This window comes from Herbaspirillum rhizosphaerae (genome assembly GCF_001189965.1).
Lineage (GTDB): Bacteria > Pseudomonadota > Gammaproteobacteria > Burkholderiales > Burkholderiaceae_D > Herbaspirillum > Herbaspirillum rhizosphaerae.
The window spans coordinates 124,915-149,100 of the sequence record NZ_LFLU01000002.1; the positions used below are offsets into that span (position 1 = coordinate 124,915).

Here is a 24,186-nt window from a genome sequence, read left to right on the forward strand (position 1 = left end):
AATTCCATGTCCAAATCTATCCTGGACCGGCTGGCCTCGGTCGATACCAACTCGGTTTCCGATGCACTGGACATCCTCGGTCTGGCGGGCGCCACATACGGTCTCTGGCCGCTATGGGGTTGCGGAAAAATCGTCGGCCGGGCAAGCACCATCCAGCTTGCCGCAAAGACGGCCGCGAAGCAGACGGCGCATGTGATCTCCCCCGTTATCGAAACGATCGTCACGGAGGATCGCGTGCTGGTCATCGCCGGCGGTCTTCACGGCGTCTCGTCGTGGGGCGACATCCTGGCAAACGCGGCGGAGTTCAGGCAGGTGCGCGCTTCCGTCATTGACGGGATGTGCCGCGACATCGACGGCAGCGAGCAGATCGCCTATCCGGTCTTCGGGCGCGGCGTGACCATGATCAGCGGGCGCAACCGGGCCATGCAAATCAGCGCCGGTGCGCCCGTCATGATGGCCGGCGTAGAAGTCAGCGAGGATGACTACGTGATTGCCGACCGGTGCGGAACGGCATTCATCGCCGCAGAGCGGGTGACCGAGGTTGTCGCTCTCGCTGAAACGATCCTGGCGGAACAGGACAAGATCATCCAGGCCATAGGCGACGGGGTCCCGTTGTCGCAACTGATGAAAACCGGGGAATTCAAGAAAGTCGCCGCTTACCCTTGAGGCTCGCATCGCCGCCGGATGCAGCCCAACACCTATCCTTAGAGAGAAGCATCACCATGTCAGACGTCAAGCCTGCAATCGAACGGCTCAACAAAAACCTTGCCGCCGCCAAGCCGTCGGCGACCTACAAGATGATGGACAGGGTGGCGGCGCGCCGGGCTGCCGGCGCCGCCATCATTTCGCTGAACGCCGGCGAGCCGGACTTCGCGACTCCCCAGCATATCTGCGAAGCCGCGATCATGGGGATCCGCACCGGACATACCCGCTACACGCAAGTGGCCGGCACGCGCGAGCTGCGCGAAGCCGTCGCCGAAAAATTCCGCAGCGAGAACGGACTGAACGTCACCTGGCAAGACACCATCGTCGGCACTGGGGGCAAGCAAGTGCTGTTCAATGCGCTGGCGGCGACCCTGAACGAAGGCGATGAAGTCATCATTCCCGCGCCGTACTGGGTGAGCTATCCGGAGATGGTGCAGCTGTCCGGCGGCAAAGCGGTCATCGTCGATTGCCCGGAAAGCGACGGCTTCAAATTGACGGCGTCAGCATTGGAAAACGCCATCACGCCGTCCACCAGATGGCTGCTGATCAACTCGCCATCCAATCCGACCGGCGCCGTCTATACCCGGGATGAGCTGCAGGCGCTGGCGCAGGTGCTGCTGAAGCATGAACACGTCCTCATCCTGGCCGACGACATTTACGAACACCTGACCTTCGATGCCGCCAGGTTCTACACGCTGGCGCAGGTGGAGCCGGCGCTGCAAAGCCGCACGCTGACGATGAACGGCGTCTCGAAGGCGTTTGCCATGACGGGCTGGCGCATCGGATTCGCCGCCGGTCCGCGCTGGCTGATCGATGCGATGACCAACCTGCAAGGGCAGCAGACTTCCGGGGCCAGCTCGGTGTCGCAGTTTGCCGCTGCCGCCGCCTTGTCCGGGCCGCGTGACGTACTGGAAGAGATGCGCAACACCTTCGAGCAGCGTCGCAATTTGCTGGTGGAATTGCTGAACGCGATTCCGGGATTGAGCTGCCCTGTGCCGGGCGGCGCCTTTTACGTGTTCGCGTCGTGCAAGGACTTGATCGGCAAGCGGACGCCGGCCGGTACGCGCATCGAGACCGATGAAGACTTTGCCATTGCGCTTCTGGAAGAAGCCGATGTCGCCGTGATGCCGGGCAGCGCATTCGGACTCGGTCCGTACGTGCGTATTGCCTATGCCCTGCATGAGACCTCGCTCAGGGCCGCATGCGCAGCCATCAGACAGTTTTGTTCGTCCCTCCGCTAGTGCACTTGTTTGGCGGATACGGTCATTGACCGTGTCCGCCTTTTTTCCGGGTTCTCTACCTCGGAAGCAAAACGAAGCACTCATCAAGACCTGAATGCCGTGTCATGCCTGTGTGGCGGACCTGCCGCTCATATTCCCTGAATACCTTCCTGAACATCGCCACCGACTCCGCTGAGCCGATGGCGTCGCCGGATCTATTGATGAGGCGTCTCCACCTCCAGCAGCGATCCCTCTTTGCTTTCCTTCATGAAGACATAGAAGATCAGGGAAATGCCGATGCACACGGACGCATAGACAAAGAACAAGGTCTCATGCCCCAGGGACTTGAACGTGAGCGCAACCATGTCGATGGTGCCGCCGAACAGCGAAACCGTGAGCGCGTAAGGGACGCCAACGCCAAGCGCTCTGACGGCGGTCGGGAAAAGTTCTGCCTTGACGATTGCCGACACAGACGTGTAACCCGTGACGATGACCCAGCCCAGGCACACCAGCAGCAAGGCCGTGTACGGGCTGGTCGTGTCTTTTAACGCGCTCAGCAGCGGGTAGGTGCCGAATGTCCCCAGTACGCCGAACCAGATGAGCAAAGGTTTGCGTCCGATCTTGTCGGAGATGGCGCCATATACGGGTTGCAGCAGGATGCCGAACAGCAGTGCGCCGCCCGATACCAGTGTGCTCTGGTATTCGCTCAGGCCGACCGACAGTCGCATGAACTTCTGCATGTAGGTGGTGTAGGTCCATACGGCGGACGTGCCGCCGACAGTCCACGCGACCACCAGCAGGCATTCCCTCCAATGCAGAATGAACGTCGACAAGGGGTTTTTAGTGGTCCCTTTCTTTTCCGCTTTTTTGAACTGCTCCGTCTCCGGCAATCCATTGCGCATATACATCGCAAAAATCGCCAGCGCCGCGCCGACCGCGAACGGAATCCGCCAGCCCCAGCTTCTCAGCTCCTCCACCGAGAGCAGACTCTGCAGCAATAGCAAAAGCATCAACGCCACCAGCTGGCCGCCCAGCAAGGTCATGTACCAGAGCCCGGAAAACAGGCCGCGGCGATGTTTGCCGGAGATCTCGCTCAGGTAGGTGACGCTCGATCCGTATTCCCCGCCCTGGCTCAGGCCTTGTATGACGCGCGCCAGGGCCATCAGTATCGGCGCCCATATCCCGACGCTCTGATAGGTCGGCAGGATGGCGATCATCAGCGAGCCCACGCTCATGACCGCGACCGAAAGAAGCAGCGAGCTTTTGCGCCCGAACTTGTCGGCCAGCAGGCCGAACAGCACGCCGCCTATCGGCCTCATGACGAAGGACACCGCGAAGAGCGCGGCGGCGGAAATCTGCTGCACGACGACGTCGCTGTTCGGGAAAAATGCGGGTGCGAAGTAAAGTGCAAACGCCGCGTAGACAAAGGCGTCGTAGTATTCGATCAGGTTGCCTAGCGCGGCAACCATGACCGGCCTGGTGTGCGACGCATTTTGCGGCGCGGTGTCGTGTGTTGCCATGATTTCTCCTCCGGATGATTTTTGATGTCGATGATCAATCGCACGCCGCCGGCAGAAACCGGCGAGCGCGATGCGGCGTGACCGCCGGCGATGCTTCAAGTGGATGTGTTGTGAGTGCCTGCTTTGCGGATGGGCAATTCAGTGCCGGCAAACGAGGGGAGGAAGTGCAGCCCTCTTCGTACGCTTGGTATGAGTGGGCAATTGATGCGGGCAAAAAAATAGCATGGTTGAAATCTCCTTGATTAGCTCTTTTGTATTGGTTATTGAGTAGAAGCTATAGGAATTTCAACGGCATTTAATGCTGAAAAACGTCGGTATGTATTTTGATGGCGGCATGATTTGCCGACAAAGCAAGTCTGTCGGCATATTGTTCTTGATACGGAGTTTGTTATTGCTTGCCCGTGACGCTGAGGGAAACCGATGCGCTCAGGAAAGTCCCGGGCTGCGGCGCCATGACATGCGCGGCAATGCCGGGATCAGCAGGCCGAGGCAGATCAGGGCCACGCCCATCAGCAGGTCGGCAGACAGCGCTTCGCCGAAGATGATCGACGACAGTGTGATGCCGACCACCGGCACGCCCAGCATGCATACCGACACCGTCACCGGCGACAGGCGCTGGGTCATTTGCAGCACGATCAGGAATGTCATTGCCGTCGCCAGCGGGCCGGTGTAGGCGATCACATACCAGGAATGCGATTCGGACAGAAAGGCCGGCGCGCCGTCGACGGCCAGCGCCAGTATGGTCAGCGGCACGGCGGCTACGAGCGTCTGCCAGGGCAGCAGGTCGAAGTCGAGCTTGACGCCCTTGGTCGATTTGATCTGCAGGATATTGATGGCCCAGGAGAGTGAGGCGGCGCCCAGCATCAGGTAGCCGATCATGCCGTGCAGGTCGGCGTGCAGCAACACCGGCAAGACGACGATGGCGATACCGGCATAGCTGAACACGGTCGCCAGTTGCTGCTGGCCGCTGAGACGTTGCTTGAGCACCAGCGACGCGCCCGGCACGACCCAGATCGAGGTCGCATAGGCGATCAGCGAAGCGCGTCCCGGCATCACGAAATGCAGCGCGCCGGTCACCAGCGCGGTGAACAGGCCCATCTGCAAAATGCCGACGCCCAGCACCACCGGCCATTCCTCGCGGCGCGGCAGGCGCAGTTTGCCGATGGCGGCGGCGATGGCGAAACTCAGCAAGGCCGCCGAAACGAAACGGCTGGCGGCGAACCACAGCGGCGGAATGTATTGGCTGCCGTATTTCATCACCGGCCAGTTGCCGCCCCAGATGCAGATCGCCAGCACCACGCACACGAGGAAGGGCCCGCTGATGGTTTTTGTTTTCTTGAGAGCGGCGGGCGAGCTGAGGGGCGACATGGGAGTTCCGGAAAAGAGATACAGGGCTGGAAGCGAGCGCTTGTGAAACCCGTGACGTCGTCAAGGACGGACGCGTTTTTCCGTATCGGGACTTCGTGTTGCACTGCATCCAATTTGACGCTTATGGTAGCGATTCAGGCGCAGGGAGTGCTGCCGTATTTTCGGAAATATCGACCTTTAAAAGCATAAATATCTTTGGATATTAATTTTTATTGATAAATATGCTTTTGCAATGATGAACGTCGAAATTTGTGGCGATGCGCAGCAGTGTTGCCCGGTGCTCTTTGCAGCGCGGAAATATCCACGCTATCGTCACGCCGGGCCGAACCTCTCGCGCCTCGGGCCAGGCAAATTGTTTGCGGTTTTTGCGGCTATCGCCGGCGCGTCTTCTTGCGTCCCTTGGCCTCGGCCATGGCCAGTTCTCCGGCATCCAGCACGTAGGCAGAAGATCCGGCCAGCCGTTCCACCGCCAGATCGATAAAGGCGCGCACCCGCGAGGGCTGCGCCGCGCGGCTTCCGTAGTAGATGTGGACGTTCATGTGATCGGCGGCATGCTCCGCGAGCAGCGGCACCAGTTGTCCCGAGCGGATCAGCGGGGCCGCCGACAAGCCCGACAACAAGCCGATCACCTGACCCGACAGCACGGCCTCGGTCTCGAGCTGGGCATCGTTGGTCGACAGTGTGGGAGACAGGTGATGCGAGATCACTTCGCTGCCGACTTTCAAAAGCCATGGCAGTACGCGGCCGGTGCCGGGGTGCCGGAACACGCTGCAGCGATGCGCGGCCAGTTGTTCGATTGACGCCGGCGCGCCATGTGCGGCGAGGTAAGCCGGCGCCGCACAGACGATCAGTTGCATGGCGAAGAGCCGGCGGGCGACCAGGCCGTCTTCCGGCGCCATGCCGATGCGAAAACCGACGTCGGCGCGGTCCTGCACCCAGTTGCCGATGCGGTCGTCGAGTTTGATGTCCGGCTGGACTTCGGGATAGCGCCGGCAGAACTCGTTGACCAGGGGCCACAGCAAGGGCAGGAAGGAATACTTCGGCGCGACGATGCGCAGCGGTCCGGCGATCTCGTCCTTTGCGGTGCGGATGCGATCGACGGCGCGTTCCAGCGCGGCCAGCGCGGGTTGGGATGCTTCGAGGAATTGCTGTCCTTCTGAGGTGAGCGCGATGCTCTTCGTCGTGCGATGCAACAGCCGCACGCCGAGCCGTTTCTCAAGCGCTGCGAGCGCCTGGCTCGCAGCTTGCGGGCTGATGCCTTGCGCCGCCGCCGCGCGCCGGATGCTGCCGAGCTCGATGGCCTTGGTGAAAATCTCGATGGCGCGAAGTTCGCTGATGGGCACGCAGTACTCCTCGAAATGGTGAGTCGACAGCGCCAGGCTGCGGCTGCGTGCGCAATCGGATCAGGGCGCAGTCCTGCAGTGGCGTGACTGCAGGCAGTCTATACGCTCAGGGTACCTGACGGGTTGGCCGGAACAGGATTTCGTTCACATCCATGTCGTCGGGCTGGTCGATGGCGAAGGCCAGGGCACGGGCGAAAGACTCGGCAGGGATGGCGTTGGCCTGGTAAAAATCCTGCATGCCTCGCGCCATGTCCGGCTCGGTGATGCTGCCCGGCAGTTCAGTGTCCACGGCGCCAGGCGACACGATGGTGGTGCGGATGTTCCAGGGCTTGACCTCCTGGCGCAAGCCTTCCGACAGAGCGCGCACAGCGTGCTTGGTTGCGGAATAGACGGCGCCGTTGAACATGACCTTGTGCCCGGCGACCGAGGAGACGTTGACCACATGTCCGGACATCTGGCGCTGCATATGGGGCAACGCCGCCGCGATGCCGTACAGCACGCCTTTCAGGTTGACGTCGATCATGCGGTCCCAGTCGTCGACCTTCAATCGTTCGAGCGCTGACAGCGGCATGAGTCCGGCGTTGTTCACCATCACGTCGATACGCCCGAAGGTTTGCACGGCGGTATCGACCAGGTTTTTGACATCGTCGAGCACGGTGACGTCGGTGGCGACGGCCAGCGCCCGTTGCCCCGCATGATTCAATTCGCCGGCCAGTTGCTGCAGGCGTTCGATGCGCCGTGCACCCAGAACGACGCGGGCGCCTTGCGCACTCAAGAGGCGCGCAGCCGCCTGGCCGAGGCCGCTGCTGGCGCCGGTAATGACAATGACCTTGCCTTGGATGGTATTGCTCATGGGACTCTCCTGATGATGTAGAGCCCGAGTGTAGATGGCGTGCCGTCAAGCCACTAGCAGGCCGTTCCTTGAACGGATCGCAAGCGCAGCTTGATACTGCCGATGTGTGGTCGTGTGCCGGATTGTGCCGGTGTGTGCAGCCGTCGCATCAGGCGGCCGGCGTCACTCTCACCCTGTCTCGTCCGCCGCGCTTGGACTCGTACAGCGCCGTGTCCCCCAGTTCGAGCAGCGCCGCCAGCCCGGCCGGCGGCCGGTCGAACAGCGTCGCGCCGACGCTCAGGGTCACCGCATCCGGCGTCGGAAACGTCTCCCGCGCGGTCTGTCCGAACACCTCGCGCAAGCCGTCGCCCAGCGCCACCACGCTGTCGCCGGAGGCTTCGCACAGCAGGATGACGAACTCGTCCCCGCCCAGTCGTGCAGCCAGGGAGCCGTGCGGCAGGGCGTCGCGGATCATTTCGCTCAGCGCCACCAGCAGTTTGTCGCCGGCGCTGTGGCCGTGCAGGTCGTTGACCTGCTTGAAGTTGTCGATGTCGATCAGCAGCAAGGCGCCGGGGTTTGCCGGCGAGGCCCGGTTGAGCAGCGCAGGCGCGCGCATGTCCAGCGCACGGCGGTTGAACAGGGCGGTGAGCGGGTCGCGGGCGGCGAGCTGTTCGATGCGCTCTTCGCGGCGGTGGCGTTCGGTGCCGGTCATGGACAAGGCGATCAGCATGATCGCCATGGCGCCTTCCACCAGCGAGACCTGGATCACGCCGCCGCGGAAGGCGGCCAGGTCGACGAAGGCATTCAGCGCGACGACGGAGCCGGCCTTGGCGACATAAAAAAGGCCGTGCGCCAGCAGCACATAGCGCAACTGCACCGCGCCCACGCTCAGGGAAACGCCATGAGGGCGCAGCAGGAAGCTGGCGCGCAGGGTGATGCCGGCGATCAGCAGCGACTGGATGCACAGCATCAGCCTGGACCACCAGGGCCAGGATTCATTGGGCGCCAGCAGCATGGCGAGCCAGATGACGGCGATCAGATACCAGGCGCGCGACAGCCTGGTCCGCGTGAAGCGGGCAACCCCGGCCAGGAACAGCCCGTGGGCGACGATCAGCAAGCCGTTGGCAAACCAGATGCCGATCAGCAGGAAGCCGTTGGTGCGCAGCAAGGCCAGGACGCAACCTACGGTAATGACGGCGAAGCCGGCGCTCCAGAACAGCAGCGACTTCTCGCGCACGCTATTCCACTCCACGGCCAGATAAAGCGCTGCCGCCGCGGCCAGGGCGGTGGTGAGAATGAGGATGGTGGACGGATCGAGTGCCATGGATAAGGGGTGCGCGTGGGCTTGCCCAAACAGACTGATGAAAACGGGGACGCTATTTTAGCGCCTGGCGGCCTCTTCAGCTCGCCGGGCGTTATCCGGCGGCCGGCTGACTGCCGGGTTCCCGGCCGACGATCATCCATCGGCGCCGGCTGCCGATGGCGAAAAAGCAAGCCTGTTTCGTTCAACGTCGATGCAGACGCTTGTCGCCGAGTCCGCCGATTCCCGTGCGCCAGGGTCAGAACTTGGTGGCGATACCCAGACCCCACTTGCGCTCGGGGTCGCCGGTGTCCGGCAGCAGGCCGTCGGAATAATCCAGGCTCAGCCCGACGCTCTGGTTGAAATTGTAAGTCAATGCGCCGCGCCAGTAATGGATGCTGCGCGACCCCTCCAGCGCCTTGAGGCCGGTATAGGTGGTGGTGAAGTCAAATGGCAGCCTGGGATTGGTCGACGCCAGCGTGAAACCGGCCTGCGCGCCCAGGCGGATGAAATCCTGGTGCTGGTCGTAGACGGCAGGGGTGCCCCGGTCGACGTACATACCGTTGCGGCTCTGACCGACAAGGATGGGTTTGAAGGCCAGGCCGTTGTTCCAGCGGATGAAATCGTTGAGGATGCCCGGGCGCACCATGGTGTAGGTAAAGTTGACGGTCATCAGGCGGCTGCCGTCGGAACTGTTGATGAGGTAATCCGGCCGCGCCGTCAGGTCCTCGGTGTTGGCCGATCCCGGATGCGCAAAGTGGAATGCCGACAGCATCCCGACCTGCCCGGTGCGGGTAGTGTCCACCGACACGGCGCCGCCGTTGTATGTGGTCACGCGGTTTTGCTTGAATCCGACGTAAGGCACCGCCTCGTAGGTGCTGCCGTTGCCGTCCATGGGACGCTTGTCGAAGGAATAGCCGGTATAGACCACGATGTCGTTGGTGCGGGACTGCGCCACGTCGTCGTTGGCCAGGGTCAGGTGGGCGCGGTCGACGGAAGCGTAGGCCGCCTGGTTGCTGCGATCGATGGACAACTGGTCGGGATTGCCGCGCACCCGGATCGGATCCATCCAACTGGGCTGATGCGCCGCCGCCGCGACGGTGGACGATCCTGTGCCGCCGGCGGCCACTGCCGGCGTGGTCATGGCGGCTGCCGATGCGGCATGCGGCAGGCTGAGCGCGGCGCCATGCTGCGCGCAGACCAGATCGCTCCGGTTGTCGGCATCGAAGAAGGCGGTAGCAGGGATGGCGGCGGCGGTCGGCTTGAACTGGGCGTCTTTACCGTCGAGCAGGCCTTGCAGGTCTTCAGCGATGTGGCCGGCGTTGCAACTGTCGCCCTTGCAGGCTCCTCCTGCGGATTTTTCGGCGGCATGCTTCCTGAGCAGCCATGCTGCCAGCGCGCGATATGACGACAATGGCGCCGGATGATCTCCCACCGACAAGTAGGCAGTGCTCACCGGATAGGCGGTCAGCAGGCGTGCCGCCAGCTTTTCCTTGTCTACCTTCAGGTCGGGGGCGCACAGCCCGGCATCGATCGCCTGAGCGTGGGTCAGCGGGGCAGCGCCGGAAGCGGACAGCAGTATTGCGGCGGCAAGCGTATGCATGCGACTTCGCATTGATATCCTTGTTGTTTTGGAAATAAACGGCATCGGCGCATGGCGACAACGGATGGCGCCGCCACGTCCGGACGATTGACCTGTCTTTCCGGTCAGAGAGTGGTATGAACGCGCTGCACCAAAAAATGTTCAATACCAATTGAAAATTTGTGTCGGGAAAATTTATGCCGGCGCTATGTTGGCGTCATGTCGGCGGCAAGGCTTATGCGGGCAGCGCCATCCATGCGGGGTGGACGGTGCGTTGTTGAAGCATGGTCAGCTTGCGTTGATCGGCGACGGCGTAGATCGTGGCGATGCCGTCCTCCTCCATTGCAAAGCTCAGCGCCAGCACGATCCGGCCATGGCAGGCGAGGGCGGCGCCCCAGCCGTCATTGATGGAGATGGCGCTGATTTGCATGCCGGAGGATGCTGGTGACATCAGCGATGACAAAGCGCCAACAAATTGACGGGCCGGCTGTGTCACAGAAAGATCCGCGAGACCCGCGATCGGCGTGTTGCCGATGCTGTCGCCCGCACTGTCGCCGATCACCACGGCATCGGGAGCCAGCAGTCGCAGCATCGCCTGTTTGTCCTGATGCGCTATCGCCGACAAAAAGTCTTGCACCAGCCGCTCGCAAAGCTGCTGATCGGCGATGCGACGTGTACGCCCGGATTGCACCCGCTCCCTGGCTCTGCGCACCAGTTGCCGGCAATGCACCGGCGTCTTGTCGAGGGTGGCGGCGATTTCCTCGTACTGGCAATCGAATACTTCGTGCAGCAACAAGGCCGCGCGTTCATCCGCACTCAGGCGCTCCAGCAACAACAGCACGCCGTAGGACAGATCCGACAGCATCGACACCGCATCTTCTGCCGAAGGAGCATGCCGGTCCAGCCACGGTTCGGGCAGCCACGGCACGGATTCCGCCGCGCGTTGACGCTGCAGATGCCGCAAGCGATCGATGGCGATGCGCGTCGCCACCGTGGTCAGCCAGGCGACCGGCGTCTTCAAGGTGCGGTGATCGGCGTCGCGCCAGCGCAGCCAGGTTTCCTGCACGACATCTTCAGCCTCGGCCAGGCTGCCCAGCATGCGATAGGAAATCGACAACAGCCGGCGGCGGGAAGCCTCAAAAAGAGAAGTGGATTCGGTCAGTGTTTCTTTCATGTATCTCTCCATGTCGGGACGGCGAGTGGAAGTCCGATGGCGGCGTGCCGTGTTCTGCGGCGCCATTTCAGCCTGCTCGTCTGCATGACGACGGCGCGCTGTAAAACGTGACAGGAGGTGAAAAATATTTTTCCTTTGTCACGGGCAACGCGTCGCCGGCGTCAGGTTGCTGTACCTACATTACCTGAAAGGAAAGACACATGCATGCATTCCATCCACGCGCCCTCGGCATGATTCCCACCGTCATCGAGCAGTCCGGCCGGTCCGAGCGCGCCTATGATATTTATTCACGGCTGCTGCGCGAGCGTATCGTGTTCCTGGTCGGCCCGGTCACGGACGAGTCGGCGAATCTGATCGTTGCGCAGCTGCTGTTCCTTGAATCGGAAGATCCCGACAAGGACATCTCGCTGTATATCAATTCCCCCGGCGGCGCGGTGTATGCCGGCCTGGCGATCTACGACACCATGCAATTCATCCGCCCGCAGGTATCGACCTTGTGCACCGGCTTCGCCGCGAGCATGGGCTCCATTCTGCTGGCCGCCGGCGCCAGGGGAAAGCGCCTGGCCTTGCCCAACGCCCGCATCATGATTCATCAGCCCTCGGGCGGTTCCCAGGGGACGGCCGCCGACGTGGCGATTCAGGCGCGCGAGATTCTGTACCTGCGCGAGCGCCTCAACAACATCCTCGCCGAGCGTTGTTCGCAACCGTTGGAAAAAGTTGCGAATGACTCGGAGCGCGATCATTTCATGTCGGCAGACGGCGCCAGGGATTACGGCTTGATCGACGAGGTCGTCTCGGGGCGGGGCGTGATGTAGGGAAACCTGGCAAAAGGAGAGTCGCGATTGTTTTGCTTCATTTGATGAAATGAGTTTTATAATTGCGGCCATGAACGATACTCAAAACCGCCCCCCGCTTCCCGACCGGCTCTCCATCGATCCGCGCAGCCCTTACTACAATGCCGCCATCTTTGAACACGATGTCGGCATCCGGCTTAACGACAGAGAACGCACCGACGTTGATGAATATTGCATCAGCGAAGGATGGATCAAAGTTCCGGCCGGCAAGGCGCTGGACCGGAAGGGCAATCCCCTGATGACCAAAGTCAAAGGCAAGGTCGAAGCTTTTTATCGTGAGGGATAGGCTCTCTTTCCTTCCTTGAGGACAGGCAAGGGCACGCGCGCTTATTTTTCCGATAGCGCTCGTGCCCTTTTTGCCGCCCGTAAATTTATTGCCCCTTGTTGCCGGCCAGCGGCAGGAAGATGTCGGTCAGCAGGTCGGCCGGCGCTGTGTCGCGCGGGCTGTTGAGATATTCCTCAAATACCGGATGGTCCGCCGGCGCATGGCCGGAGTTCGTCAGCCAGGCGCCGTACAGCCAGTGATAGGCCGCGCGCATGGTGGCGTAGGGACCGCGAAAACGCAACACGGCGCAAGGGCCCCCTCCCAGCGAGAACGTGATCAGCGGCGCCTTTGCCACCGCGCCCGCTGCGTCCGGCTCAATGGACAGCCCGGCGCGCGAATGCAGCTGTGCTTCGGGAACCGCAAAAGGATCGTCGAGATAAACCGCCAGCCAGCGCGTATCCGCTGTCATCAGATTCTGCGCCGCCATGTGGATCCGGCTGGCCTCGAACGCCTGCCCGATGCGCATGTAGGAGCCGCGATGATCGAGACCCGCCACCGTGATCTGCGGCACCTCGCGCACCTCGACCGGCCACGCGCCTGCGGCCGACGCGACCGGGGGCACCGCTTCAAACGGCGTCTCGGATGCGCTTTCCCGCCAGGCGCGGGGACTCTTGCCGTAAACCTGGCGGAATGCGCGCGTGAAAGACTGCGCATTCGGATAACCGCAGCGCCGTGCGATGTCCGCCACCGTGCGCGTTGATTGCGCCAGGTAGCCGGATCCCCTTTGCAACCGCAGCCGGAGCACGGTCGCCGCCAGGGTCTCGCCCTGCAAGGCGTGGTAGATGCGATGCCAATGGTAAGGAGACAAATTGGCGACTTCAGCCAGGCGATCCAGATCCAGCGGTTCGCTTAAATGATCGTGGATGTAGGCCGTCACCCTGGAGAGGTGGTTCTGGTAATCGCTCAAGTCGCGTGGTGGATTCACGGTGCGCTTATCGGACTGCTGACGCCGATGGAAATGTCGATGGTCCCGTCGCTGCTGCGGTAGCGTTCATAGTCGGCGATATAGGTTTTTGGGAAATCCGAATATTCCCATATTTTCTTCCATGCCTCGCCAACATTCTCGGGCCGGTTCGCCTCCACGGGGAAAACCACGCGATACGACGCCGGCACGACTGCCCTGGAAAAGCCCGCAGGCAGCGGCAGTTCGGCCCCCGGGTCGACGGCTAGCCCGATGACCAGGGAGTAGATGCCGTGATTATTGATTCCCGCATTCTGGAAGTGCGTGTAGACCGCATAGACATCGTCGGACATCTTCCCCTCGACGGCGGTCGTCACCTTCTCCTGAAAAAAGCGTTGCCAATGCAATGGAATCGTCTGAAACGCCTGTGCGTTGCCGGTTCGCAGTTCAATGCCGACAACATGGATGGCGTGGTCCTGATACGCTGGGGTCATGGCTGGTTCCTGAAACGATGAATGTGCGTCAAGTGTAGAGAACGGAACCGGACGTTTCTTGCGGAGTTCATCGGCGGCGGATTTGCTGACGATGCAGAAGACCGCGCTTGCCCGCATGCCTGCCCGTCAAGCTGTTGTCAGCAGGACATGCAAAGATAGCGCGAAGTCATGCCGGAAGATGCTTGTTGTCCTGTATTGCAATCCGGCCCGGCACAGGCGCCGTCGCAAGCTGAGATAAAATCCTGATTGCGGTTTTCAGCTATTCCACACCTTGCCCGAGTGCCCCATGCCAAGCAGACCATCTCCTGAACAACGACGCGAATTGGGCAGTTTCCTCAGCAGCCGGCGCGCGCGCCTGCAGCCCGATGAATACGGCTTGCCCAAAGGCCCGCGCCGCACGCCGGGTTTGCGCCGCGAAGAAGTCGCCGTGCTCGCCGGCGTGAGCGTCAGCTGGTACACCTGGCTGGAGCAGGGGCGCGAAATCCAGCCCTCGGCCGATGCCCTGCGCCGGATCTCGAAAGTGCTCAAGCTCGATCAGACGGAATCCACGCATCTGTTCGCGCTGTCCTCCCGCGAAGCGCCGGCGGTGGCGACCGGCGGACGTCTCAGCGACGGCCTCGAGATGCTGGTGCGGGCCATCCATGTGCCGGCCTATGTGCGCAACACGCGGCTCGATATCCTGGCATGGAATGATCCCATCGCCGACCTGTTCGTCGATTACGGCTTGCTGCAACCCCACGAACGCAACACGTTGCGCCTGCTGTTTCTCTACCCGCCTTACCGTACCCAGATCCTCGACTGGGAGCAGATGACGCGCGGCATGATCTCGGCCTTTCGCGCTGCACGTGCCCAGGCGCACGACAAGGCGCCGTTCGACAGCCTGATCGCCGAGCTGTCCGAGCTGAGCCCGGAGTTTCGTGCGTGGTGGCAAGACACCAACGTGAAGGGTTTCGACGAAGGCGCAAAACGCATGCGGCTGCCTTCGGGGGAAATCACGGCCTTTACCTATGTGGCATTGACGCCGGTCGGGCGGCCGGACCTGTCGCTGGTCACCTACATCCCCACACCGCCTGCCAGTGAGTGCGACTCATAGGATAACAAGACGCCTTCTTGAGATCGCCGTGCTTGCCTAAAGTGACGTCAGAGCAGTTCTTGAACACTGCTCTTTCGATCACGGAGGCAACACATGTCGCAACTCAATACCAATCCCGCTGCCAATGCAGTGTCCCGCAATCCGGCTACCGGCGAACTGATCGCCGCCTACGCGTTCCAGACGCCTGCCGAGGTGGAGCGCCTGCTCGACGATAACGCCGCCGCCTTCAGCATGTGGCGCGCCACCCCGATGGCGGCACGCGTCGCCGCCTATCGCCGCCTCGCCGTCGCCTTGCGCGAGAACGCCGAAGCACTCGCCGCCACCATCACTTCCGAAATGGGCAAGACCATCGCCGCCGCCCGCGCCGAGGTCGAAAAATGCGCCGTCACCATCGACTGGATTGCCGAACATGGCCCGGCCATCCTCGCCGATGAACCGGTCGCGGTGGACGGCGACGATCAGGTCCACGTGTCTTACCTGCCGATCGGTAGCATCCTGGCCGTCATGCCGTGGAATTTTCCGCTGTGGCAAGTGGTGCGCGCCTCCGGCCCGATCATGCTGTCCGGTAACGGCTTCATTCTCAAACACGCTCCCAATGTGATGGGGTCGGCCTATGCCCTGCAACGCATGTACGAGATCGCCGGTTTTCCGCAAGGCCTGTTCGCCAACCTGAATGCCGACAACGACACCGTCGCCCACGTGATCGAAGACCCTCGCGTCGCAGCCGTCACGCTCACCGGCAGCATGCGCGCCGGCGCCGCGGTGGCCTCCCTGGCCGGCAAGGCGCTCAAGAAGAGCCTGCTGGAACTGGGCGGCGCCGACGCCTTCATCGTGCTGGCCGACGCCAACATCGACCTGGCCGTGAAGGCGGCAATCGAAGCCCGCTTTCAAAATGCCGGCCAGGTCTGCCTCGCAGCCAAGCGCTTCATCCTCGAGAAACCCATCGCCGCCGAATTCACCCGCAAGTTCGTCGCCGCCGCCGGCCGCTTGACGACCGGCGATCCTCTGGATGCCTCGACCACGATGGGCCCGATGGCGCGCAGCGATTTGCGCGATGAATTGCACCGGCAGGTCGAACGCACGCTGGAAGCCGGCGCCACCCTGCTGCTCGGCGGCTACAAGATCGACGGGCCCGGCAACTTCTATGCGCCGACGGTGCTGGCCGATGTGACGCCCGGCATGGCCGCGTTCGATGAAGAAACCTTCGGCCCGGTCGCTCCCATTACGGTCGCCGAAGACGCGGAACACGCCATCGAGCTGGCCAACACCAGCGACTACGGCCTGGGCGGCAGCCTGTGGACCGGCGACGTCGCCCGCGCCCAGCGCATCGCCCGACGTCTGGAAACCGGCGGCGTGTTCATCAACGGCTTCTCGGCGTCGAACGCGCGCATTCCGGTCGGCGGCGTCAAGAAGAGCGGCTATGGACGCGAGCTGTCGCATTTCGGCCTGCGCGAATTCACCAATGCCCAGGCGGTCTGGGCCAAGACGGTCGGCTGATGCCGGGCTTGTCTCCACTCACATCCACCTCAAGGAAATCCATCATGTCAAACTTCTCCAGCCCGGTGTTGCAACCGGTCACGATCGGCGATCTGCAACTGAAAAACCGCATCGTCATGGCGCCGATGACCCGCAGTCGCGCGGACAACTTCGGCGTCCTTCCCGACTACGCCGCCGACTACTATGCCCAGCGCGCCGGCGCCGGCCTGATCGTTACCGAGGCGACCAACATCTCGGCCGAGGCACGCGGCTATCCGCGCACGCCGGGCATCTGGAGCGAGGCCCAGGTCGCGGCATGGAAGCATGTGACCGATGCCGTGCACCGCCGCGACGGAAAAATATTCCTGCAGCTCTGGCACACCGGGCGCATGTCGCATCCAGACATGCTGGCGGGCGCCTTGCCGGTCGCGCCGTCGGCGATCAAGCCGCACGGCCAGATCCGGGTGCATGACGGCATGAAGGATTTCGTGACGCCGCGTGCGCTGCGCACCGATGAGATTCCGGCGATCGTCGAAGACTATCGACGCGCAGCCGCCAACGCCAAGCGCGCCGGTTTCGACGGCGTGGAAATTCACTCGGCGAACAATTATCTGCTCGAGCAATTCGTGCGCGACAGCACCAATCGCCGCATCGACCAATACGGCGGCTCGCTGGAAAATCGCCTGCGTTTTCCGCTGGAAGTGGTCAAGGCGGTTCTCTCCGTGTGGGACGCGAAGCGCGTCGGCATCCGGATCTCGCCCACCACCACCGCGCCCGGCGACACCGCGCTCGACAGCGACACGATGGGGACCTTCAGCGCCTATGTCGATGCACTGTCTGCGCTGGACTTGCTCTACATCCACGACATCGAAGGCGTGACCCAGCTGAGCCGCGAGGCCGATGAAGGCATCAGCTTCGCCGCCCTGCGCCGACGCTTTAGCGGCGCCTATATCGGGAATAACCAATACACGCTGGCCCTGGCTGAAAAGACGCTGGCTGCCGGCGACGCCGATCTGTTCAGCATAGGGCGGCCTTTCATCGCCAATCCGGATCTGATCGACCGGCTGCGCAACAACGCACCGCTGGCCGAGGCGCCCAAAGAGTATTGGTACGGCGGCGATGCCAGAGGCTATTCCGACTGGCCGGCCATGCAGGCGGAGATCGCCGCTGCTGCCTGATTCACTGCCTGATTCACTGCCTGACCCACTGCCCGGGCAAGATTCCGCAAGCCATTTTTTACTTTGCAGTTTTCAATGACGTCATCCCACCTTACTTTTTTTGGAGAATCAACATGAACACAACGACCCGTATTGCATCCTCGCTTGCATCCGCATTCGCCCTCGCGGCAGCAGCAACATTCAGCAACGCCGCCATCGCCGCGCCCGTCAAGAACGTCGTGCTGGTCCACGGCTTTTTCGCCGACGGCTCCGGCTGGAAAGGCGTGGCCGACATCCTGACGCGCGACGGCTATAACGTCGCCGTGGTGCAGGAACCGGAAACCTCGTTCGCCGAAGACGTCCAAGTGACCACGCGCGCCATCAATGCCTTCGACGGCAAAAGCATCCTGGTCGGCCATAGTTATGGCGGCATGGTGATCACCGAAGCCGGCGTCAACGCCAAGGTCGCGGGCCTGGTCTACGTCTCGGCGTTCCAGCCCGAGGTCGGCGAGAGCCTGCTGAACCTGGTCAAGAAAATGCCGCCGGCCGGCGAATCCATCAAGCCCACCGGCGACGGCCATCTCCATGTCGATCAGGCGCTGTTCCATGCCGATTTCGCCGCCGACCTGCCGGCAGCGGAAGCCAGGTTCATGGCCATGTCGCAAGTGATGCCCGCAGTCCAGACGGCCGCCGCGCCGGTTACGCAGGCAGCGTGGAAGAGCAAGCCGAGCTGGGCGGTGATCACCACCGCCGACCGCACGGTCAATCCCGAGCTGCAGCGATTCATGGCGGCGCGCGCCGGCAGCAAGACGGTTGAGATCAACGGCAGCCACGCGGCGTTCATCGCGCATCCGGAGGACGTAGCGAAGGTCATCGAGAAAGCCGCCGACCTGGCCGACTGAACCCGGCCGCCATGCCGGCATGCTGCTGCCGGTGAGCGCCACTCATAGGATAACAAGACGCCTTCCTGAGATAGCAGGGCTTGCTTAAAGTGACATCAGAGCAGTTCAGGAACAAGGCTCTTTCATCTCACCCACATCGTTTTTTTAAAGGAAATCGCCATGAACGTTAAGCATGTATTGTTTGTTTTGACAAACACTCCCCAGATCGGTCCCAACAACCGCGCCACCGGTTATTTCTTCTCCGAGGTCGCCCATCCCTATGAAGTGTTCGACCATGCCGGCATCGCCATCGAATACGCTTCGCCGCTGGGCGGCACACCGCCCGAAGACGGCTTCGACGAAACGGATCCGGCCCAGCAAGCCTTCCGCGACAGCAAGGCAATCCGCCGCATGGCGCGCAGCCGCAAGCTGTCTGAAGTCGACGTCCTGGATTACGATGCCGTCTTTTTCCCGGGCGGCCTGGGACCGATGGTCGACATCGCGGTGGATCCCGAAGTGAAGCGCGTGGTCGCCCGCGCCTGGGAAGCCGGCAAGATCGTCGCCGCCGTGTGCCACGGCCCGGCGGCATTCCTGGGCGTAACGCTTGCCGACGGCACGCCGCTGATCCGCAATCGCAAGCTGACCTCGTTCTCCAACGACGAAGAAGCCGGCTACGCGCAAGCCGATGTCCCCTTCCTGCTGGAAGACGCCCTGCGTGCGGAAGGCGCCGACTATTCGGCAACGGACGTATGGCAATCCAGGGTCGTCGTCGACGGCCGTTTGTTCACCGGCCAGAATCCGGCATCCGCCGGCCCGCTGGCGCAGGCAATCGTTACCGCACTTCAAGGAGAAGCATGATGAGCGCAAGCACACCGATCACCATCGTCGCGCGTTGGCAGCCGGCCAGCGAATCCTATGACGACGTACTTGCCGTCATCCGCGAATTGCGTCCGAAGTCGCTGGCGGAACCGGGCTGCCTCGGCTACGAGGTGTATCAGGGCATGGACCAGCCGCGCACCGTGCTGCTGCTTGAGCACTACCGCGACGCGGAAGCGCTTGAAGCGCACAAGCAGTCCGAGCATTACCAGGCGCTGGTGGTGGGACGCGTGCTGCCCATGCTGGCCGATCGCAAGGTCGAGATCCTGCAGGCGCGTGCATGATGCTGCGGTTTTGTGTTGAGTCGGGAAAAAAGCCTGCGTGAGCGGGCTTTTTTTAGGCCGGTATTTTATGGCGTCCGGTTTGATAGTTGTTTTTTTATAACACTATTCTGCTCATCGCCATAAGCCCGAGATCGGAGTGATCGACGTGGCATTATTAGGTATTATTCGACGCTGGCACCTTCGCGACCAGCGTCCTGTGGCGAACGATTGCCAGGCGTTCAGGCATCTCGTACAACACCGTCGGACGGTATATTTGCGCAGCCTGTGCAGACAGGCGTCCTCGCAGTTCTCCGGACAAGTACACACTCAAACGCTGGTTCTGGTTAAAGACCGAAGCGGCCAGGTCCCGCAAGCAGCATCGATAGATTTTTGGAGTAGCAAATGGGTAAGATTTTGATTGTCGACGACCATCCGGTTGTCCGGATGGCAGTGCGTACTTTATTGGAACGCGAAAATCATACCGTCGTGGCGGAAACCAACAATGGCATTGACGCGTTGAGCCTGGTCAAGGAGTTTGAGCCTGATCTGATCGTCCTCGATCTCACTTTGCCCAAGCTGGATGGACTGGAAATCATTGAGCGCTTTCGCGGTTTTAAAACTCCTGCCCAGGTGCTGGTGCTGACTTCACGTAATCCGCTCCATTTTGCGCATCGTTGCAAGATGGCCGGCGCAGCAGGTTTCGTATGGAAGCAGGGCGATCTGGAAGACCTCATCGACGCTGTCAAGGCGATCCTGAAAGGTAATACTTACTTTCCCAATATGGCAGTGCAGGATGCCCGCCATAACGATCGCCTGGCAAACGAAACCGAACAACTGGCCAATTTATCCAACCGCGAAATGGAGGTGCTGCAATGCCTGGCCCAAGGCATGCTGAACCGGGATATCGCGGAACGCATGCTCATCAGCGACAAAACGGTGAGCACGTACAAGACGCGCCTGTTGCTCAAGCTGAACATGAGCACCTTGCTCGAACTGATCGAATTTGCCAAGCGCAACGGCGTTGTCAGCGAACAATGAAGAATGCTCTCTTTCGCTATGTGGCAGTGTTCTGCCTGTGCAGCATGGCGGCGCTCATGGCCAGGGCGGAAGACGATGCCGGAAAACTCTTGCAATTGCACGGTCGTTCGACGCTAAGCCACCTGGTCTTTCATCTCGACGGAAGCGACTGGAGCTGGCTCGGACGCAAACGGGAACTGGTGTTAGGCACCAGCCTGCCGGATGCGCCGCCGTTCGATATCAGTATCAGCGAACGGGATTATGAAGGCATATCGGCCGACTACATGGCCATCCTCGGAAAAATGATGGGGGTCAAGGTCAGTGTGCGTCGTTTCGAGACGCGCCAGGCCGCGCTGCAAGCCCTGGCGAACCAGCAGATCGATCTGCTGGCAAGGTCTAACGATATCGCCGGTTACGAAGATCGTTTTGTCCTGTCGTCGGCTTATGCTGCGGACATGCCGATGGAAGTAACGCGCACCGACGAGCAGGCAGGCGGCGCCGGCCAGCGTTTGCGCCTGGCGACGGTGGCGCACTATCGTCCGCTGCAGGTCATCCAGCAGCGCTACCCCAAGGCCCGGGTCGACACCTATCTCAGCTATCAGCAGGCGCTTGCCGCAGTGGCATTCGGTCAGGCCGACATGTTTCTGGGTAATGCCATCGCCGCAAACTACCTGATCTCCAAAAGCTACTACAACAATCTGCAGCTGGGTAATTTCAGTCCCCTGCCCGCCGGCAGCCTGAGATTTGTGCTGCGCAAAGAAGACCGGAATCTGCTGCGCAGCATCAACACTGTGCTGGCCGCCATTCCCGGCGAGGAAAGCAACCAGATACTGAGCCGCTGGAGCCTCGGCAGCGAAGTCTATTTGTCGAACACACGGCTGACCTTGACCCCGCGCGAGCAACGCTGGCTGGAACAGCATCCCAAAGTCCCGGTGCTGGTCGACGGCTTGTACGCTCCGCTGACCTTTTTTGACCAGGACGGCAAATTCAACGGCATCACTGCCGACATACTGCGCCTGATACGGATGCGCACCGGGCTGGAATTCGAAGCAGTGCGCACCGATTCGGCGGCGGATGCGGTCGACCTGCTGCGCACGGGCAAGCAATATGTGATCGGTGCCCTGAGCATCAGCGAACAGCGCCAGAAGGACATCGACTTTACCCGTCCCTACATGATCAATCCCTTTGTCCTGGTCACGCGTAACGTCGGCGATGCACCCGCCGGCCTGGCGCAGCTGGGCAAGGGGCCGTTGGCGCTGCCGTCCGGTAATTCGCTGATACCGCTGTTGCGCCGGCAGTACCCCGCCACGCAATTGATATTCGTCGACAGTACGATCGACGGCCTGGAGAAAGTCGCCAAAGGCGAGGCCGCCGCCACCATTACGCCACAGGCCGGCGCCGCTTATTTTGTCACGCGCCATTTCAGGAACGAGCTGAAGATCGCGGCCGCGGTAGGCGACGAGCCTGCGCGCATTGCCTTCGGCGTGAGCCACGACGCGCCGGAGCTGCTGACTATCCTGGACAAGGCCTTGCAGAGTATTCCGCCGGAAGAGTTGGCGCTGCTGACCAGCCGCTGGCGCAGCAATGCCGAGGTCGCGGTCAGTCCCTGGCACACCTACCGCACCTACGTGTTCCAGATCGCAGCCGCAGTGGTTTTCCTGGCGCTGGGCTTTCTCATCTGGATCGCTTACCTGCGCCGTCAGATCGGTCAGCGCAAGCGCGCCGAGCGCGCCCTGAGCGATCAGCTGGCGTTCATGAACACCCTGATCGACGACACGCCCCATCCGATCTATGTCCGCGATCGCCAGGCCCGACTGATCTTGTGCAATCCGGCGTACCTGAATTTCTTCGACGTCGAGCGGCAGCAGGTGATGGGCAAGACCCTGGAAGAAGCGGCGCTACACAGTAAAGAATTGCTGGAACGGTTCGGCCGCATCTATCGGGAAACGCTGCAAGCAGGCGCCCAGAGCGCCCAGGATATGGAAGTCGAAGTGCAGGGCAACCGCTTCCGCGTCTACCATTGGATCGGTCCCTACAAGGATTCGCACGGTCAGCTGGTCGGCGTCATCGGCGGCTGCATCGACATCACGGAACGCGACCGCCTGGTGCAGGAGCTGCTGAAATCCAAGGAACTGGCCGAAACCGCGAGCCAGGCCAAGAGCACTTTCCTGGCCACCATGAGCCATGAAATCCGCACTCCCATGAACGCCATCATCGGCATGCTGGAACTGGCGCTCAAATACGCCGACCAGGGCCGCTGGGAACGCTCGTCCATAGAGGTCGCCTACAGTTCGGCGCAGTCCTTGCTGGACCTGATCGGCGATATCCTGGACATCGCCAAGATCGAGTCCGGAAAACTCGATCTGTTTCCGCAACGCGCCAACCTGCGTGAATTGATGGAATCCGTGGTGCGCGTGTTCGACGGTCTGGCGCGGCAAAAAGGCTTGCAGCTGCGTCTGCAAATCGATGCGCAGATACAAGACGACGTGCTGATCGATCCGCAGCGCTTCAAGCAGATCGCCTTCAATCTGATCAGCAACGCCGTCAAATTTACCGAGCGCGGTTCGGTTGCGGTGCGGCTGGAAGGCGACATGCAGGAGGGCGACCGGCTGCAAGTCCGTTTGATCATCGAAGATAGCGGCATCGGCATCAGCGACGCCGACCAGGAAAAACTGTTCTCGCCGTTTGCCCAGGTAAACACCGCGAAAAACAACCTGCAGTCAGGCACCGGGCTGGGGCTGGTGATCAGCCGCAAGCTGACAGAAATGATGGGCGGCCGGCTGCAGCTTTCCAGCGAACCGGAGCTCGGGACCTTGGTCGTCGTATCGTTTTCGGTATCCACGCTTCCGCCGGTCGCCGCATCGGCGCCGGAGCAACTTGCCGACGATGAGAAAGCCGGAAAGAACCGCAGCCTGCGCGTCCTGGTGGCTGACGATCACGCGCCGAATCGCATGGTGATTGCGCAGCAACTGCGTTTCCTCGGCCATCAGGTGAGCGTCGCCGAGGATGGCGCCGGCGCATTGGATTTGTGGGCGCCGGGCGCATTCGATGTGGTTGTTACCGATTGCAATATGCCAGGCATTGACGGCTACCAATTGGCGAACATCATTCGCAGCAGCGAGCAAAATCAGCCGTATAGCGCTAAATGCATTATCTTCGGCTTTACCGCCAACGCCCAGGCGGAGGAAGTCGTGCGCTGCCGCAACGCCGGCATGGACGATTGCCTGTTCAAGCCGGTCGGCCTGGAGCTGTTGCGCCAGCGCCTGGGCCAGGCGGCCGGTACCGGGGAGCGGACCGCACCCGCCGCCGGTCAGCTTGCGACGCCGGCGCCTGCAGCAGCGCCGCAATTCGAACAACTGCATCGGCTGTCGGGCGGCGACGCTGCCATCAGCATTGACTTGCTGCACGCAATGCTAGCGACCAACCGCGAGGACGCGGCGCAGCTGCAGCAGTGCTTGCAGGGCGCGCAGTGGAGAGCGCTGGCTGACGTCGCGCATCGGATCAAAGGCGGCGCCCGCATCGCCAATGCCGAAGCCTTGATCCTTGCCTGCAGCGCCCTGGAACAAGCCTGTCATCAACTGATCGATATGCCTGACGTGCAGCGCAGGGCCGCTGCAGTGATGCGCGAAACGGCCGCACTGGAAGATCTGCTCAAGTCGGAACTGACCCGGCTGACGGCGATGCCGGATTAGCGCCTCCCGTCGATGCAGGGTAAGGCGCCAACCTGCCTGAGTGACTTTCTGTAAGCACCCGCGCGTTTTCATGCGGTCGGAACCTTGATCCGCGTACGCAGTGTTGAACTGCG

The 24,186-nt window shown here is 61.8% G+C and carries 21 protein-coding genes; 12 read left to right on the forward strand and 9 right to left on the reverse strand.

The features are described from left to right. The first annotated feature begins 6 nt into the window (after positions 1 to 6). Both AKL25_RS03325 and AKL25_RS03330 read left to right on the forward strand, forming a co-directional pair. Complete coding sequence (locus tag AKL25_RS03325; protein ID WP_050476233.1) at positions 7 to 666, forward strand: RraA family protein; 660 nt, start codon at positions 7 to 9, stop codon at positions 664 to 666. 56 nt (positions 667 to 722) lie between these two features. Then, a complete protein-coding gene (locus tag AKL25_RS03330) occupies positions 723 to 1,946 on the forward strand; it encodes a pyridoxal phosphate-dependent aminotransferase (protein WP_050476234.1) in 1,224 nt (407 codons plus the stop codon). 194 nt (positions 1,947 to 2,140) lie between these two features. Here AKL25_RS03330 and AKL25_RS03335 read toward each other — a convergent pair whose 3' ends face one another. The 7 genes from AKL25_RS03335 to AKL25_RS03365 form a co-directional block, all read right to left on the reverse strand. Then, positions 2,141 to 3,445 carry an MFS transporter gene (locus AKL25_RS03335; protein ID WP_050476235.1) on the reverse strand — a complete coding sequence of 435 codons (1,305 nt, stop codon included), beginning with the start codon at positions 3,443 to 3,445 and terminating at the stop codon, positions 2,141 to 2,143. 426 nt (positions 3,446 to 3,871) lie between these two features. Further along, positions 3,872 to 4,813 (reverse strand): DMT family transporter, encoded by a 942-nt coding sequence (locus AKL25_RS03340; protein WP_050476236.1) that lies wholly within the window; start codon positions 4,811 to 4,813, stop codon positions 3,872 to 3,874. A gap of 371 nt (positions 4,814 to 5,184) precedes the next feature. Then, on the reverse strand, positions 5,185 to 6,156 hold the full coding sequence (locus AKL25_RS03345; protein WP_050476237.1) for a LysR family transcriptional regulator: 972 nt from the start codon (positions 6,154 to 6,156) through the stop codon (positions 5,185 to 5,187). A gap of 106 nt (positions 6,157 to 6,262) precedes the next feature. Beyond that, positions 6,263 to 7,009 (reverse strand): SDR family oxidoreductase, encoded by a 747-nt coding sequence (locus AKL25_RS03350; RefSeq protein ID WP_050476238.1) that lies wholly within the window; start codon positions 7,007 to 7,009, stop codon positions 6,263 to 6,265. A gap of 148 nt (positions 7,010 to 7,157) precedes the next feature. Continuing rightward, positions 7,158 to 8,312, reverse strand: a complete 1,155-nt coding sequence (locus tag AKL25_RS03355) for a GGDEF domain-containing protein (RefSeq protein ID WP_050476239.1) — start codon at positions 8,310 to 8,312, stop codon at positions 7,158 to 7,160. 235 nt (positions 8,313 to 8,547) lie between these two features. Next, positions 8,548 to 9,891, reverse strand: coding sequence for a hypothetical protein (locus AKL25_RS03360; RefSeq protein WP_157050468.1), 1,344 nt, complete (start codon positions 9,889 to 9,891; stop codon positions 8,548 to 8,550). A 214-nt stretch (positions 9,892 to 10,105) separates the two neighbouring features. Continuing rightward, on the reverse strand, positions 10,106 to 11,044 hold the full coding sequence (locus tag AKL25_RS03365) for a sigma-70 family RNA polymerase sigma factor (protein ID WP_050476240.1): 939 nt from the start codon (positions 11,042 to 11,044) through the stop codon (positions 10,106 to 10,108). Between the two features lie 200 nt (positions 11,045 to 11,244). Between AKL25_RS03365 and clpP the strand changes: the two genes are divergently transcribed. Beyond that, positions 11,245 to 11,859, forward strand: coding sequence for an ATP-dependent Clp endopeptidase proteolytic subunit ClpP (gene clpP, locus AKL25_RS03370; protein WP_050476241.1), 615 nt, complete (start codon positions 11,245 to 11,247; stop codon positions 11,857 to 11,859). 70 nt (positions 11,860 to 11,929) lie between these two features. Beyond that, positions 11,930 to 12,184, forward strand: a complete 255-nt coding sequence (locus AKL25_RS03375) for a DUF3297 family protein (RefSeq protein WP_050476242.1) — start codon at positions 11,930 to 11,932, stop codon at positions 12,182 to 12,184. A gap of 85 nt (positions 12,185 to 12,269) precedes the next feature. Here the strand turns inward: AKL25_RS03375 and AKL25_RS03380 are convergent, their stop codons facing one another. Together AKL25_RS03380 and AKL25_RS03385 are read right to left on the reverse strand one after the other, a co-directional pair. Then, the gene (locus tag AKL25_RS03380) at positions 12,270 to 13,148 is read right to left on the reverse strand and encodes an AraC family transcriptional regulator (RefSeq protein ID WP_050476243.1); all 879 of its coding nucleotides are present in this window, start codon (positions 13,146 to 13,148) and stop codon (positions 12,270 to 12,272) included. After that, positions 13,145 to 13,618, reverse strand: coding sequence for a GyrI-like domain-containing protein (locus AKL25_RS03385; RefSeq protein ID WP_050476244.1), 474 nt, complete (start codon positions 13,616 to 13,618; stop codon positions 13,145 to 13,147). Before AKL25_RS03385 ends, AKL25_RS03380 begins: the two co-directional genes overlap by 4 nt. A 286-nt stretch (positions 13,619 to 13,904) precedes the next feature. Between AKL25_RS03385 and AKL25_RS03390 the strand changes: the two genes are divergently transcribed. The 8 genes from AKL25_RS03390 to AKL25_RS03425 all read left to right on the forward strand — a co-directional run bounded on the left by AKL25_RS03390 (position 13,905) and on the right by AKL25_RS03425 (position 24,073). Further along, complete coding sequence (locus AKL25_RS03390) at positions 13,905 to 14,711, forward strand: helix-turn-helix transcriptional regulator (RefSeq protein ID WP_050476245.1); 807 nt, start codon at positions 13,905 to 13,907, stop codon at positions 14,709 to 14,711. Positions 14,712 to 14,804: 93 nt separating this feature from the next. Further along, positions 14,805 to 16,208 (forward strand): NAD-dependent succinate-semialdehyde dehydrogenase, encoded by a 1,404-nt coding sequence (locus AKL25_RS03395; RefSeq protein WP_050476246.1) that lies wholly within the window; start codon positions 14,805 to 14,807, stop codon positions 16,206 to 16,208. A gap of 44 nt (positions 16,209 to 16,252) precedes the next feature. Beyond that, complete coding sequence (locus tag AKL25_RS03400; protein WP_050476247.1) at positions 16,253 to 17,365, forward strand: alkene reductase; 1,113 nt, start codon at positions 16,253 to 16,255, stop codon at positions 17,363 to 17,365. Positions 17,366 to 17,478: 113 nt separating this feature from the next. After that, entirely contained in the window at positions 17,479 to 18,246 is a 768-nt protein-coding gene (locus tag AKL25_RS03405; protein WP_050476248.1) for an alpha/beta hydrolase, read from the forward strand. 159 nt (positions 18,247 to 18,405) lie between these two features. Then, on the forward strand, positions 18,406 to 19,083 hold the full coding sequence (locus tag AKL25_RS03410; RefSeq protein ID WP_050476249.1) for a type 1 glutamine amidotransferase domain-containing protein: 678 nt from the start codon (positions 18,406 to 18,408) through the stop codon (positions 19,081 to 19,083). Beyond that, positions 19,083 to 19,385, forward strand: a complete 303-nt coding sequence (locus AKL25_RS03415; RefSeq protein ID WP_083444563.1) for a putative quinol monooxygenase — start codon at positions 19,083 to 19,085, stop codon at positions 19,383 to 19,385. Before AKL25_RS03410 ends, AKL25_RS03415 begins: the two co-directional genes overlap by 1 nt. Positions 19,386 to 19,766: 381 nt before the next feature. Continuing rightward, positions 19,767 to 20,402, forward strand: coding sequence for a response regulator transcription factor (locus AKL25_RS03420; protein ID WP_050476251.1), 636 nt, complete (start codon positions 19,767 to 19,769; stop codon positions 20,400 to 20,402). Then, complete coding sequence (locus tag AKL25_RS03425; RefSeq protein WP_050476252.1) at positions 20,399 to 24,073, forward strand: transporter substrate-binding domain-containing protein; 3,675 nt, start codon at positions 20,399 to 20,401, stop codon at positions 24,071 to 24,073. The genes AKL25_RS03420 and AKL25_RS03425 overlap by 4 nt, the downstream gene beginning before the upstream one ends. Positions 24,074 to 24,186 lie beyond the last annotated feature (113 nt).

What these genes read in the sequence shown, in the direction of transcription:
- AKL25_RS03325 (WP_050476233.1), top strand. Translation starts at nt 7, where the DNA reads ATGTCCAAATCTATCCTGGACCGGCTGGCCTCGGTCGATACCAACTCG.
- AKL25_RS03330 (WP_050476234.1), top strand. Translation starts at nt 723, where the DNA reads ATGTCAGACGTCAAGCCTGCAATCGAACGGCTCAACAAAAACCTTGCC.
- AKL25_RS03335 (WP_050476235.1), bottom strand. Translation starts at nt 3,445, where the DNA reads ATGGCAACACACGACACCGCGCCGCAAAATGCGTCGCACACCAGGCCG.
- AKL25_RS03340 (WP_050476236.1), bottom strand. Translation starts at nt 4,813, where the DNA reads ATGTCGCCCCTCAGCTCGCCCGCCGCTCTCAAGAAAACAAAAACCATC.
- AKL25_RS03350 (WP_050476238.1), bottom strand. Translation starts at nt 7,009, where the DNA reads ATGAGCAATACCATCCAAGGCAAGGTCATTGTCATTACCGGCGCCAGC.
- AKL25_RS03355 (WP_050476239.1), bottom strand. Translation starts at nt 8,312, where the DNA reads ATGGCACTCGATCCGTCCACCATCCTCATTCTCACCACCGCCCTGGCC.
- AKL25_RS03360 (WP_157050468.1), bottom strand. Translation starts at nt 9,891, where the DNA reads ATGCATACGCTTGCCGCCGCAATACTGCTGTCCGCTTCCGGCGCTGCC.
- AKL25_RS03365 (WP_050476240.1), bottom strand. Translation starts at nt 11,044, where the DNA reads ATGAAAGAAACACTGACCGAATCCACTTCTCTTTTTGAGGCTTCCCGC.
- clpP (WP_050476241.1), top strand. Translation starts at nt 11,245, where the DNA reads ATGCATGCATTCCATCCACGCGCCCTCGGCATGATTCCCACCGTCATC.
- AKL25_RS03375 (WP_050476242.1), top strand. Translation starts at nt 11,930, where the DNA reads ATGAACGATACTCAAAACCGCCCCCCGCTTCCCGACCGGCTCTCCATC.
- AKL25_RS03385 (WP_050476244.1), bottom strand. Translation starts at nt 13,618, where the DNA reads ATGACCCCAGCGTATCAGGACCACGCCATCCATGTTGTCGGCATTGAA.
- AKL25_RS03390 (WP_050476245.1), top strand. Translation starts at nt 13,905, where the DNA reads ATGCCAAGCAGACCATCTCCTGAACAACGACGCGAATTGGGCAGTTTC.
- AKL25_RS03395 (WP_050476246.1), top strand. Translation starts at nt 14,805, where the DNA reads ATGTCGCAACTCAATACCAATCCCGCTGCCAATGCAGTGTCCCGCAAT.
- AKL25_RS03400 (WP_050476247.1), top strand. Translation starts at nt 16,253, where the DNA reads ATGTCAAACTTCTCCAGCCCGGTGTTGCAACCGGTCACGATCGGCGAT.
- AKL25_RS03405 (WP_050476248.1), top strand. Translation starts at nt 17,479, where the DNA reads ATGAACACAACGACCCGTATTGCATCCTCGCTTGCATCCGCATTCGCC.
- AKL25_RS03410 (WP_050476249.1), top strand. Translation starts at nt 18,406, where the DNA reads ATGAACGTTAAGCATGTATTGTTTGTTTTGACAAACACTCCCCAGATC.
- AKL25_RS03415 (WP_083444563.1), top strand. Translation starts at nt 19,083, where the DNA reads ATGAGCGCAAGCACACCGATCACCATCGTCGCGCGTTGGCAGCCGGCC.
- AKL25_RS03420 (WP_050476251.1), top strand. Translation starts at nt 19,767, where the DNA reads ATGGGTAAGATTTTGATTGTCGACGACCATCCGGTTGTCCGGATGGCA.
- AKL25_RS03425 (WP_050476252.1), top strand. Translation starts at nt 20,399, where the DNA reads ATGAAGAATGCTCTCTTTCGCTATGTGGCAGTGTTCTGCCTGTGCAGC.